This is a genomic window from Micromonospora sp. NPDC049366 (genome assembly GCF_044466625.1).
In the GTDB taxonomy this organism is placed as follows: Bacteria; Actinomycetota; Actinomycetes; order Mycobacteriales; family Micromonosporaceae; genus Micromonospora.
Genome location: NZ_JBITMV010000001.1, coordinates 159,844 through 172,219 on the forward strand (window position 1 = coordinate 159,844; position 12,376 = coordinate 172,219).

Here is a 12,376-nt window from a genome sequence, read left to right on the forward strand (position 1 = left end):
ATGTCCTTCCGCCTGAGCTACCTGGCCGACCCGGGTAACCCGTGGTTCTCCTGGCAGTACGTGCGGGACAACTCTGACACGATCCTCGCGGCACTGCGCGAGCACGCCTCGCTCACCGCCCGGGCCGTGCTGATCGCGGCGGTGATCGCGGTGCCGCTCGCCGTGGCGGCGACCTGGTACCGGGCCCTCGCCGGCCCGATCGTCGCGGTCACCGGGGTGCTCTACACGATCCCGTCGCTGGCCCTCTTCGCCTTCCTCGCGCCCTACCTGGGCATCGGCGCCGTCACGGTGCTGAGCGTGGTGGTGCTCTACGCGCTGCTGGTGATCGTCCGCAACACCCTCGCCGGCCTCAACCAGGTGCCACCCGAGGTGCGCGAGGCCGCCGAGGGCATGGGATACGGCCGCTGGGGCCGGCTCCTCCGGATCGAGCTGCCACTCGCCGTACCCGGCATCCTCACCGGCCTGCGGCTCGCCACCGTCTCCACCGTGGCGCTCGTCACCGTCGGGGTGGTCGTGGGCCGGGGCGGGCTCGGGCAACTGATCTTCGCCGGGTTCCAGAACAACTTCTACAAGGCTGAGATCATGACCGGGACCCTGCTCTGCGTCGTGCTCGCCCTGCTGCTGGACCTGATCCTGGCCGGCGTCGGCCGGCTGCTCACCCCCTGGCTGGCCCGGAGAGCGTCATGAACGCGATCGAGCAGGCCGTCCGCTGGCTGAACGACCCGCTGAACTGGACGAACCCGGGCGGTGTGCTGGACCGGCTCGGTGAGCACCTGGTGCTGTCCGCCGCCGCCGTGGCGCTCGGCTGCCTCGTGGCCTGGCCGATCGGGCTCTGGCTCGGGCACAGCGGCCGGGGCGGCGGCGCGGTGGTGCTGGTGTCGAACGTCACGCTCGCCGTGCCGACGCTCGCCCTGCTGACCATCCTGCCGCTGACCTTCCTCGGCTTCGGTCGCCCCTCGGTGATCGTCGCGCTGGCGGTCTTCGCGGTGCCGCCGCTGCTGGCCAACGCGTACACCGGGGTGCGGCAGGCCGACCCGGAGGCCCGGGACGCCGCCCGTGGGATGGGGCTCTCCGGCTGGCAGGTGCTCCGCCGGGTGGAGCTGCCGCTGGCGGTGCCCTACCTGGCGGCCGGCTTCCGGACAGCGGCCGTGCAGGTGGTGGCCACCGCTGCGCTCGCCTCGTTCGTCAACGGCGGCGGCCTCGGCCAGATCATCCGGGCGGGTTTCGGGTTGGACATCGCCGCCGGTGGCGGGCAGATCCTGGCCGGTGGTGTGCTGGTGGCCGGGCTCGCCGTGCTCGTCGAGATCGTCCTGGCGGTGGTCGAGCGGATCGTCACGCCCCGTCCGCTGCGGGCCGCCCGCCGAGGCGCGAACCGTAGGGCCGCCGACGCGGTGACCGGCGGCTGACCGCTTTCACCCGTCGCGTCCGCACCCATGACGATCCGGTGACGAAGTTCGCCTCAGGTTGTCGTACGCCGAGGGCAGGATGTTGGCTGGGATATCGCGGGCGAGCCGAAGCGGGATCGCCCGTCGGACACGCGGCCGGCCCGGGACGGGTCGCGCCGGGACACGGAAGGCGGGCATCATGCGCGCACGTACACGGCTGGCCGTCGGCGCGGCGGCCGCCCTCGCCACCGCCGGGCTGCTGAGCGGCTGCGGCGACGCCGGCTCCTCCGGCACCGAGGCTCCCCAGCAGGCCGCGAGCGGTGCGGGTTGCGCACCGGTCGCCGGCGACCAGCTGGTGGTCCTCGACGACGACAAGAAGCTGCAGAACACCGACAACGTCATCCCGGCCGTGAACGCCGACGTGGCGAAGCCGGAGCTGGTCGCGGCCCTCGACAAGGTCTCGGCCGCGCTGGACACGCCCAAGCTGATCCAGCTCAACAAGGCAGTCGACGTCGACCGCAAGACCCCGAAGGTGGCCGCCGAGGAGTTCGCGACGGCCAACAACCTGACAGCCGGGATCGCGAAGGGCCCGGGCGGACAGATCGTGGTCGGCGCCGGAAACTTCAGCGAGAGCCAGACCATCGCCGAGCTCTACCGGATCGCGCTCACCACGGCCGGCTACCAGGTCCGCGTGCAGCAGATCGGCAGCCGCGAGCTCTACGAGCCGGCCCTGGAGAAGGGCGAGATCCAGGTCGTCCCGGAGTACGCGGCGACCATGGCCGAGTTCCTCAACACCAAGGCCAACGGGCAGAACGCCCAGCCGGTCTCCTCCCCGGATCTCGACAAGACCGTCACCGCGTTGCGTGCCAGCGGCGACAAGGTGGGCATCACGTTCGGGAAGCCGTCCGCCGCGCAGGACCAGAACGCCTTCGCGGTCACCAAGGCGTTCGCCGACAAATACTCGGTGCGTACCCTCTCGGACCTGGCCGGCAAGTGCTCCGGGCAGGCCACCGTGCTGGCCGGCCCGCCGGAGTGCCCGCAGCGGCCGAAGTGCCAGGCCGGCCTCGTCGAGGTCTACGACTTCAAGGCCGGCTCGTTCAGCTCGCTGGACGCCGGCGGCCCGCAGACCAAGAACGCGCTGAAGACCGGCAGCGCCAGCGTCGGCCTGGTCTTCTCCTCGGACGGCGCTCTCGCCAGCAGCTGATCCGTCACGGGCGGTGACGCCCGACTCCTCGATGCCGGCCGGGGGGGGGGGGGGGGGGCGCGCCCCCCCCCCGCCCGCCCCGGGGGGGGGGCGGGGCCCCCCCCCCCCCCCCCCCCCCCGCGCCCCCCCCCCCCCCCCCGCCCCCCCCCCCCCCCCCCCCCCCCCCCCCCGCTTCGTGGGCCCGTTCCCACGGGCCGCAACTCTCGGTAGGCTGCACAGCCATGCCCGCCTCGGTCGACTCCGACGCCAAGCGCAGTCCGACGCTACTGACCGTGCTCTTCTGGAGCGGGGTCGGGCTGGCCCCGCTGGCGGCGTTGATCCTGCTGATAGCGGACGGCAACGGCCCGCTGCGCTTCGCCGCGGTGCTCGCCATCGTGGCCGTGGTCCTGATCGGCCTGTCGATCGCGTTGCGGCCCGGCGGTGACGGCGGTCAGGCGCGCGAGGAGTTGCTGGACGAGTTGGACCAGCTTCGCCAGGAGTTGCGCGGTGAGATCGTGGCTGCCGCCCAGCGCGGGAACCAGGCGCTCGACCAGGCCCAGCGCGCCCAGGAGGCGATCGTCGCGGTGCGCCGGCGGCTCGACGCGACCGGTGCCGCCCTCGCCGGCACCGAAGAACCGGCCGGTGCGGGCCGGGCGCGGGTGCCCGTCGCGGAGCCGGCCGAGGACGTGCCGCAGGGCCGGGGCCGTGCGGCCGCTCCGGAGGACGTGGCGCCCCGGCGCGGACGGGCCGACTGGGCGGACGACGAGGACACGGGCCGGCGGGTGCAGCCCGGCCGGTACGCCGCCGACCGCTCACCGGCCGGCCAGTACGGCACGGCACGTCCGCCTGCCGGCGAGTACGGGGCAGAGCGGTCCTCGGCCGGCGGGTACGGGGCGGAACGCTCCCCGGCCGGCGGTTACGGCGGCGGTGATCGACCCGCGCCGGCCCAGTCCGGCACCTACGGGGGTGCCGCCCAGCCCGGCGCGTACGGCGCTCCGGCCCAGCCGGGTGTCTACGGTGCCGCGGCCCGTCCGGCTGAGCACGAGGCCCGGCCGGAGCCGGGGCATCGCGGCGGCGTGGTTCGGCACACCGAGACCGTGCATGTGACGACCCGCCACACGATCGTGGACGGGGGACCGGCCGAGCCGGTCGGCGGCCGCTACGGCGGCGGGTACTCCGGCTCGTGGTCGCCCACCTCGGAGGACCGGCAGTGGACGGCCGGGCACCAGGACGAGCCCTCCTGGTCGGGCCCGGGTGCCGGGCCGGAGGAGCGGTCGTGGTCCGGGTACGCCGGGTCGGACGAGCGGGTCCGGCCGGGGGACGAGCGCCAGTGGGCGGGTCAGCCACGCCGACGCGACGAGGTCGACTGGGAGGGGCAGCGCGACGACCGGGCCTGGGACGGGCGTCGGGACGAACGGGCGTGGTCCGGGTCCGACGACCAGCCGAGCTGGACGGACCAGGCCGGGGCGGGTGAAGCCGGCTGGGCCGGGCCCGTCGAGCGGGGCGGCCAGGACCGGCCGCAACGGCCCGACGACACCGGGGCGTACTGGGCGCAGCTGCGCTCCGGTGACCGGTGGGCGGCGGTCCGGGACGACGAGAACGGCCGCGAACTACGGATCGGCGAGCGCCGCGCCGAGGTGCACGCCGACGCCACGGGCACCGAGTACCGGATGGCCGACCGGTGGGCGTCGGTCCGCCGCGAGGAGCCGCGCCAGGAACGGGACGAGCCACGCCGGGACTACGACCGTGGTGGCGACGAGGGCTGGCGCGGCGGCTGGTCCGAGCCGGAGGAGCGTGCGGCGCTGCCCGCGGGCGGCGTGCCGGTGCCGGACGAGTGGCGGCCTCCGCGCCAGCGCGGCTACCAGCCACCGGCCGACGTCGAGCCGGAGCGGGTGGGCCGCCGGGCGCGGCACGAGGATGAGCGTTACGGCTACCCGCCGCAGGACGACGCACCCCGCGCCGGGGGCGCCCGCTGGCGCTGACGCGCCGCCCGCCCGCTGACGCGCCGCCCGCCCGCCGACGCGCTGGTGACGCGCGGGTTACCGCCGTGTCCCTCCGCCGGTCCTGTCGAGCTGCCCCATATCTGGGGCGCCCCAGATATGGGGCAGCTCGACAGGCGCTGACTGACCTTTAATGTCCGGCGACGCAGGGCGCGGACCGACCCTGGGGAGCCGGCGGCACAGGCGCCGACCGACCCCGGGGCTCTGGACGGCGAGCCGGTGGCCGCGTGGGGGCGACCCGGATGGCCACCCCGAGAGGCGTGACCGGCCAGCCGCTACTTGTCGATGTCGCCGACCACGAAGAACATCGAGCCGAGGATGGCGATCAGGTCCGGCACCAAACAGCCCGGCAGGAGGGTGGCCAGGGCCTGCACGTTCGCGTACGACGCGGTGCGCAGCTTCAACCGCCACGGCGTCTTCTCGCCGCGCGAGACGAGGTAGTAGCCGTTGATGCCGAGCGGGTTCTCGGTCCAGGCGTACGTGTGCCCCTCGGGTGCCTTGACCACCTTCGGCAGCCGGGTGTTCACCGGTCCGGTGAGCCGGTCGACCCGTTCCAGGCAGCGCTCGGCGAGGTCGAGTGAGACGTACACCTGGTCGAGCAGCACCTCGAACCGGGCGTGGCAGTCGCCGGCGGTGCGGGTGACCACCGGCACGTCCAGCTCGTCGTACGCCAGGTAGGGCTCGTCGCGACGCAGGTCCAGATCGAGTCCGGAGGCCCGGGCGACGGGCCCGGACGCGCCGAACGCGGCGGCGTCGGCGGCCGGGAGCACGCCCACGCCGACGGTCCGGGCGAGGAAGATGTCGTTGCGCCGGATCAGGTCGTCGAGGTCGGGCATCCGCCGACGCACCTCGCCGATCGCCGCCCGGGCCCGGCCGGTCCACCCGGACGGGACCTCCTCCTTCAGGCCACCGACCCGGTTGAACATGTAGTGGATCCGGCCGCCGGAGACCTCCTCCATGACGGCCTGGAGCGTCTCCCGTTCCCGGAAGGCGTAGAACATCGGGGTGATCGCGCCGATCTCCAGCGGGTACGAGCCGAGGAACATCAGGTGGTTGAGCACCCGGTTCAGCTCGGCGAGCGCCATCCGTAGCCAGGTCGCCCGCTCCGGCACCTCCAGGCCCATCAGCCGCTCCACGGCGAGCACCACGCCCAGCTCGTTGGAGAACGCCGACAGCCAGTCGTGCCGGTTGGCCAGCACGATGATCTGCCGGTAGTCGCGGACCTCGAAGAGCTTCTCCGCGCCCCGGTGCATGTAGCCGACGATCGGCTCGGCGGAGACCACCCGCTCGCCGTCGAGGACGAGCTTCAGCCGGAGCACGCCGTGCGTGGACGGGTGCTGCGGACCGATGTTGAGCACCATGTCCGTGCCGAGCTGCTGCCCACCGGTGCCCGCCACCAGGCCCGCCCCGGTGCCGACGGTCAGCTCGCGGAGGTCCCCGGCGTCGGTGGTCATGCCCGTCATCGTGCCACGAGCCGGTCGGGCTCGACGCCGACCGGTTGTCGCAGCCACCAGTGCCCGCCGAGCCCGGCCGGGTCGGTCAGCTCGGCCACCGCCGACGCCGCAGCCAGTGCCCGCACATACCCCGCCGGGTCGCTGGCGGCCAGGCTCAGCGGCGGTCGCCCGCCGTCGGCCCCGAGCGCCCGCAGCGCCTCCCGCTGCGACCCGAGGGCGTACGCGCACCGGGCGACCCGCTCACCGGCGGAGGCGACCGAGTCGACGGCGACGTGGGCTGTCACGTCGCACGTCCCGTCCGGCACGGGTGGGACCTGACGACCGCTTCGGTACCCGGTCAGCGTCCCGTCGACCGGGCGGCCGTCCCGCAGGTGCCCGTAGTCGACGGCCAGCGCCAGCCCTCGCTCGATCCGGCCGATCGCCCCGGCCCAGGCGAGGTCCCGGCTGCGACCGATCTCGGCGCGTACGCCGTCCGCCCGGTCGGGCGGTGACCACCACGTCGCCAGCCAGCCGGCGTCCTCGTCGTCGACCGGTCCACCGACGGTCTCGGCGCCGGTCGCCGGGTCCACCAGCAGGTAGTGCCAGCCGTGCGGGCCGGGTACGGCGACGTCGAGGGGCACGTTGTCGAGCCACTCGGTGGCCAGGAGCAGACCGGTGATCCGGTCCGGGATCTCCTCCGCCCAGACGATCCGGGCGGGCAGGCCGTCCGGTCGGGGTGCCCGCTCCACGGCGGTGAACCGCAGCCGGCCGGCGAGCGGTTCGCCGGCGGCCAGGGCCAACGTGCTCAGCAGCTCCGCCCGCCCGGCGCCGACGTCCACCACGTCCAACCGGTCGGGTCGGCCGAGGGCCGCGTCGACGTGCCCGATCAGGCGCAGCAGCGCGTCGGCGAAGGTGGGGGAGGCGTGCACGCTGGTGCGGAAGTGGTCGGCCGGCCCGGCGCCGGAGACGAAGAAGCCCCCCGGCCCGTAGAGCGCCCGGTCCATCGCGTCCCGCCAGCGCACCGGCGTCGGCTCATCCGTCGGGGGAACCCTCACCGTGCCGACCCTACGGTCAGCCGGGTTCCGGGCTGCTCCCCGCGCCGGGCGGTGAAGGTTTTCACATCAGTGTTTCGATCGGGTGGCCCGGGCGCATACTTGCCATCGACCGGTACCCCTTCTCGAGGACTGGATCGTTGCCATGAGCGCACCGTTGCGCCCGCGCCCGGCCGCCGCCCCTCGGCGGGCCGCCGCCACCGCGGGCCGTGCCCTTCCCGGCGTGCCGGCTGCCGTCTTTCCCCGCACCCTGACCGTCGGCGTCATCGGCGCCGGGCGGGTCGGCGCCGTGCTGGGTGCCGCGCTCGCCGCCGCCGGTCACCGGGTGGTGGCCGTCACCGGCGGCTCCGGTGCGAGCCGTGCCCGTACCGCCCTGCTGCTCCCCGCCGTTCCACGACGCTCCGTGACCGTGGTGGCCCGGGCCGCGGCGGATCTGCTGCTGATCGCCGTGCCGGACGACGCGCTCGCGGGCGTGGTGACCGCCCTGGCCGACAGCGGCGTTCTGCGCCCCGGCCAGGTGGTCGCGCACACCTCCGGCGCCCACGGCCTCGACGTGCTGGCCCCGGCCGCCGCGGTCGGTGCCCACCCGCTGGCCCTGCACCCGGCGATGACCTTCACCGGTACGCCGGACGACCTCGGCCGGCTCGCCGGCATCTCGTTCGGGGTGACCGCCCCGGCCGAGCTGCGTCCGCTGGCCGCCCGGCTGGTCGCCGACCTCGGCGGCGTGCCGGAGTGGATCGGTGAGGCGGACCGTCCGCTGTACCACGCGGCGCTGGCGCATGGCGCGAACCACCTGGTGACCCTCGTCAACGAGGCGGCCGACCGGCTGCGCGACGCCGGGGTGGCCCAGCCGGAGAAGGTGCTCGCACCGCTGCTGCGGGCCGCGCTGGAGAACGCCCTGCGGCTCGGGGACGACGCCCTGACCGGCCCGGTCTCCCGGGGCGACGCCGGCACTGTCGAGCGGCACTTGGCCCACCTGGCCGCGACCGCGCCCGAGTCGGTCGCCCCCTATCTGGCGCTGGCCCGGCGCACCGCCGACCGGGCGATCTCCGCCGGCCGGCTGCGCCCGGCCGACGCCGCGTCGCTGCTCGGTGTGCTCGCCGACAGCCAGCGGGAGGTGGCGGCGTGACCGGTCGGGGAATGGCCGACGGTCGGGTCACGCTGATCTATCGGGAGGTGGGGGCCGCATGCAACTGGTGACGACCCGCGAGGAGTTGGCCAAGGCCCGCGGGGCGCTGACCGGCACGGTCGGCGTGGTGATGACCATGGGCGCCCTGCACGAGGGGCACGAGACGCTGCTGCGGGCCGCTCGCGAGCAGGCCGACCACGTCCTGGTGACCATCTTCGTGAATCCGCTGCAGTTCGGGCCGAACGAGGACTTCGACCGCTACCCGCGAACCCTCGCTGACGATCTTGAGGTGTGCCGACGGGCCGGCGCCGACGTGGTCTTCGCGCCGGGCCGGGAGGAGATGTACCCGGGCGGTGAGCCGCTGGTCCGGGTGAACCCGGGTCCGCACGGCGAGGAGCTGGAGGGGCAGAGCCGGCCGGGCTTCTTCCACGGAGTGCTCACCGTGGTGCTGAAGCTGTTCCAGCTCACCCGTGCCGACCTCGCCTTCTTCGGCGAGAAGGACTACCAGCAGCTGACGTTGGTCCGGCGGATGGCCCGTGACCTCGACGTACCGGTCCGGGTGATCGGCGTACCGACGGTCCGCGAGCCGGACGGTCTGGCGCTGTCCAGCCGCAACCGCTACCTGTCGGAGTCCGAGCGGACCACGGCGCTGAGCCTGTCGGCAGCGCTGCGTGCCGGCGTCGAGGCCGCCGAGCAGGGGCAGGACGCCGGCGGGGTGCTGGCCGCCGCGCACCGGGCCTTCGGTGCCGGTACGCCGGGCGCCGAGCTGGACTACCTGGTGCTCACCGACCCGGACCTGGAGCCGGGACCCGTCAGCGGGCCGGCCCGGCTGCTCGTCGCGGCCTGGGTCGGCGCCACCCGTCTGATCGACAACACGGCGATCGTGCTCGCCCCCCGATCCTGACCTCCGCACGACCCCCCGAAAGGCACAATCCGATGCTCCGAACCATGCTCAAGTCGAAGATCCACCGCGCCACCGTGACCCAGGCCGACCTGCACTACGTCGGCTCGGTGACGGTGGACCAGGACCTGCTCGACGCCGCCGACCTGCTCCCCGGCGAGATGGTGGCGATCGTGGACATCACCAACGGGGCGCGGCTGGAGACGTACGTGATCCCGGGCGAGCGCGGCAGCGGCGTGATCGGCATCAACGGCGCCGCGGCCCACCTCGTGCACCCCGGCGACCTGGTCATCCTGATCTCGTACGGGCAGATGGACGACGCCGAGGCGCGGGCGTACCGACCGCGGGTGGTGCACGTGGACGCGGGCAACCGCGTCGTCGAGCTGAACTCCGACCCCGCGAACGCGGCCCCCGGCACCGCCGGCGCCCCCATCCCCAACCCGTACGCCGCCACCCACTGACCTCCCGCCCGGGCTGGGCGTGCGGTCTGTCAGGGGATGGTCATTCTTCGTTACCCTTGTCACACCCGTCGGCAGGCGGGCGGTGGCTGGGGGAGGCCGCGATGCGCCGTTCGTCGATCGTGTTGCTCGTGGTCGCCACCGCGGGGGCCCTCCTCGCCGGCTGCGCGGCGGACGACGGTGACGGCGACCTGACCGACGACTGGCCCGCCCTGCCGGTCGCGGCGGCGTTCACGCCGGCCGCCGGGGTGTGCCACGCGGGCGACTTCGCCGAGGTGGTGACGCCGGCCGCGTACCAGCCGGTGGACTGTGCCGGGCCGCACCGGGTGGAGACGGTCCACGTGGGGGCCTTCCCGCTGGAGTCGGCCACGCCACCCGCCGGCGGCTCCGCCCCGATGCGTGGGGCGTTCGCCGAGTGCGACGCGCGGGCCAGCGGGTACGTCGGCGACGACTGGCGCGCGGGCCGGCTGCGGCTCTCCGTCGCCCTGCCGTCCGGCGCGGGCTGGTCGGCCGGCTCCCGCTGGTACCGGTGCGACGTGTCGGAGCTGAACACGGTCGAGGCGGCCGCCACCGTGGTGACCCGCACCGGCAGCCTGCGCGACGCGTTGAAGGGCCCGTCCCCGCTGCGGCTGGGCTGCCAGCAGACCCGCTCCGGCCGGGGCGGCGGGGTGCAGACGCTGCTGCCGGTGGAGTGCGCGACCCGGCACGACGCCGAGTTCGTCGGCGTGTGGGCGGCACCGGACCGCCCCTACCCGACCCGGGACGCGGACTGGCTGCCGCTCTACACCGGTTGCCGGACGGTGCTGGGCCGCTACGTCGGCGTACCTGACGACACCGACCTGCGCTACCGCAGCGGCGTCGTGGTGCGCCCGCCCGGCGCCGGCCGGTGGCAGGCCGGTGACCGGGGAGTGCGCTGCTACCTGTGGCTCAGCGACCGGACGGTGACCGTCTCGCTCAAGGGCGCCGGCCCGGCCGGCCTGCCCGTACGCACGCGCTGACGCCGGCGGCCCCGCCGTCCGTCGCGGCCTGCGTCCGCCGGGCGGGCCACCCGAACGGGTGCGGGACGAGGTAGCCGAAACCACTCGTCGCGCCCCCGATGCCTCTCCTGAGCGTCGTTCACGGTTGACTGTGTTCATGGACCTACCGACCGTCGACCTGCCGGCCCTGCCCGGTCTGCTGGCCGCGCCCGCGCCCGGTTGGGTGGAGACCACCGACGTCATCGTGGTCGGCTCCGGCGTGGCCGGGCTCACCGCGGCGCTGCACCTGCGCGAGGCGGGCCTGCACGTCACCGTCGTCACCAAGGTCAACATCGATGACGGCTCGACCCGGTGGGCGCAGGGCGGCATCGCCGCGGTGCTCGACCCCCTGGACACGCCGGCGGCGCACGCGTCGGACACCGAGATCGCGGGCGTGGGGCTCTGCGACCCGGAGGCGGTCCGGGTGCTGGTGGAGGAGGGGCCGACCCGGCTGCGCGAGCTGATGCGTCTCGGCGCCGAGTTCGACCGAAACCCGGACGGTTCGCTGATGCTGACGCGGGAGGGCGGCCACCGGGCCGACCGGATCGTGCACGCCGGCGGTGACGCCACCGGGGCGGAGGTCCAGCGCGCGCTGCACGAGGCGGTCCACCGTGATCCCTGGATCCGGCTGATCGAGCACGCCCTGGTGCTGGACCTGCTGCGGGCTCCCGGTGACGGTCCGGGCGGGCTCGGCCCGGCCTGCGGGCTCACGCTGCACGTGCTCGGCGAGGGCAGCGAGGACGGCGTCGGCGCGCTGCTGGCGCGGGCGGTCGTGCTGGCCACCGGAGGTATGGGCCAGGTCTTCGCGGCCACCACCAACCCCGCCGTCTCCACCGGCGACGGGGTGGCGCTGGCGATGCGGGCCGGCGCGGCGGTGACCGACGTGGAGTTCGTCCAGTTCCACCCCACCGCGCTGATCGTGCCGCAACACGCCCGGGTGCCGGGCGTGGCCCACGCCCAGCAGCCGCTGGTCTCCGAGGCGCTGCGCGGCGAGGGCGCCCACCTGGTCGACGCCGACGGCAAGCGGTTCATGATCGGGCAGCACGAGCTGGCCGAGCTGGCGCCCCGGGACGTGGTGGCCAAGGGCATCCACCGGGTGCTGCTCGCGACCGGCGCGGACCACGTCTACCTCGACGCCCGGCACCTGGGTGGGAGTTTCCTGGCCGGGCGCTTCCCGACGATCGTGGCGTCCTGCCTGGCCATCGGGGTCGATCCGGCCACCGACCTGATCCCGGTGGCCCCGGCCGCCCACTACGCCTCCGGCGGTGTCCGCACCGACCTGTACGGCCGTACGTCGATCCCCGGCCTGTACGCCTGCGGCGAGGTCGCCTGCACGGGCGTGCACGGCGCCAACCGCCTGGCCAGCAACTCGCTGCTGGAGGGGCTGGTCTTCTCCCGCCGGATCGCCGAGGACATCGCCGCCGGCCTGCCCGAGCAGGCCCGCCCGGCGGAGACCGGTGCCTGGGTCGGCGGCACCGGATGGGTCGTGCCCGCGGACGGCGTCCCGGCGCTGCAACGGGCGATGACCCGGGGTGCCGGGGTGCTGCGGTCGGCGCAGACGCTCACCGCGACGGCCGGCACGCTGACGGAGCTGGGCGCCGGCCGGGGTCGCCCCCGGATGGCGGACTGGGAGGCGACGAACCTGCTCACCGTGGCGTCGACGCTGGTCGCCGCCGCGTACGCCCGGCAGGAGACCCGCGGGTGCCACTGGCGGGAGGACTTCCCGACGGCCGACGACCGGTGGCTGGGCCACCTCGTGGAGGCGGTCGGCGCAGACGATCGGTTGACGCAGCAGTGGGAGGGGAAGCCGTGAGCGCGA

General features: G+C 74.9%; 11 protein-coding genes. 9 read left to right on the forward strand and 2 right to left on the reverse strand.

Features of this window, described 5'->3' with window-relative positions:
• The 4 genes from ACIBTV_RS00755 to ACIBTV_RS00770 all read left to right on the forward strand — a co-directional run bounded on the left by ACIBTV_RS00755 (position 1) and on the right by ACIBTV_RS00770 (position 4,550).
• The gene (locus tag ACIBTV_RS00755) at positions 1 to 687 is read left to right on the forward strand and encodes an ABC transporter permease (protein WP_396700982.1); all 687 of its coding nucleotides are present in this window, start codon (positions 1 to 3) and stop codon (positions 685 to 687) included.
• The gene (locus ACIBTV_RS00760) at positions 684 to 1,406 is read left to right on the forward strand and encodes an ABC transporter permease (protein WP_396700984.1); all 723 of its coding nucleotides are present in this window, start codon (positions 684 to 686) and stop codon (positions 1,404 to 1,406) included. The genes ACIBTV_RS00755 and ACIBTV_RS00760 overlap by 4 nt, the downstream gene beginning before the upstream one ends.
• Before the next feature lie 178 nt (positions 1,407 to 1,584).
• A complete protein-coding gene (locus tag ACIBTV_RS00765) occupies positions 1,585 to 2,589 on the forward strand; it encodes a glycine betaine ABC transporter substrate-binding protein (protein WP_396700986.1) in 1,005 nt (334 codons plus the stop codon).
• Positions 2,590 to 2,810: 221 nt separating this feature from the next.
• Positions 2,811 to 4,550: a hypothetical protein gene (locus ACIBTV_RS00770; protein WP_396700988.1), complete on the forward strand. Its 1,740-nt coding sequence runs from the start codon at positions 2,811 to 2,813 to the stop codon at positions 4,548 to 4,550.
• A 293-nt stretch (positions 4,551 to 4,843) separates the two neighbouring features.
• Here the strand turns inward: ACIBTV_RS00770 and ACIBTV_RS00775 are convergent, their stop codons facing one another.
• Both ACIBTV_RS00775 and ACIBTV_RS00780 read right to left on the reverse strand, forming a co-directional pair.
• A complete protein-coding gene (locus ACIBTV_RS00775) occupies positions 4,844 to 6,031 on the reverse strand; it encodes an NADH-quinone oxidoreductase subunit D (protein ID WP_172836489.1) in 1,188 nt (395 codons plus the stop codon).
• Positions 6,028 to 7,005 (reverse strand): SAM-dependent methyltransferase, encoded by a 978-nt coding sequence (locus ACIBTV_RS00780; protein ID WP_396702013.1) that lies wholly within the window; start codon positions 7,003 to 7,005, stop codon positions 6,028 to 6,030. Before ACIBTV_RS00780 ends, ACIBTV_RS00775 begins: the two co-directional genes overlap by 4 nt.
• 193 nt (positions 7,006 to 7,198) lie before the next feature.
• On the opposite strand from ACIBTV_RS00780, the gene ACIBTV_RS00785 reads away from it, so the two are divergent.
• The 5 genes from ACIBTV_RS00785 (at position 7,199) to ACIBTV_RS00805 (ending at position 12,370) form a co-directional block, all read left to right on the forward strand.
• A complete protein-coding gene (locus tag ACIBTV_RS00785) occupies positions 7,199 to 8,182 on the forward strand; it encodes a Rossmann-like and DUF2520 domain-containing protein (protein ID WP_396700991.1) in 984 nt (327 codons plus the stop codon).
• A gap of 58 nt (positions 8,183 to 8,240) precedes the next feature.
• A complete protein-coding gene (gene panC / locus ACIBTV_RS00790; RefSeq protein WP_396700993.1) occupies positions 8,241 to 9,086 on the forward strand; it encodes a pantoate--beta-alanine ligase in 846 nt (281 codons plus the stop codon).
• A gap of 32 nt (positions 9,087 to 9,118) precedes the next feature.
• Positions 9,119 to 9,544: an aspartate 1-decarboxylase gene (panD, locus tag ACIBTV_RS00795; protein WP_396700995.1), complete on the forward strand. Its 426-nt coding sequence runs from the start codon at positions 9,119 to 9,121 to the stop codon at positions 9,542 to 9,544.
• Between the two features lie 101 nt (positions 9,545 to 9,645).
• Positions 9,646 to 10,539 carry a septum formation family protein gene (locus ACIBTV_RS00800; protein ID WP_396700997.1) on the forward strand — a complete coding sequence of 298 codons (894 nt, stop codon included), beginning with the start codon at positions 9,646 to 9,648 and terminating at the stop codon, positions 10,537 to 10,539.
• A gap of 136 nt (positions 10,540 to 10,675) precedes the next feature.
• The gene (locus ACIBTV_RS00805) at positions 10,676 to 12,370 is read left to right on the forward strand and encodes an L-aspartate oxidase (protein WP_396700999.1); all 1,695 of its coding nucleotides are present in this window, start codon (positions 10,676 to 10,678) and stop codon (positions 12,368 to 12,370) included.
• Positions 12,371 to 12,376: the final 6 nt, after the last annotated feature.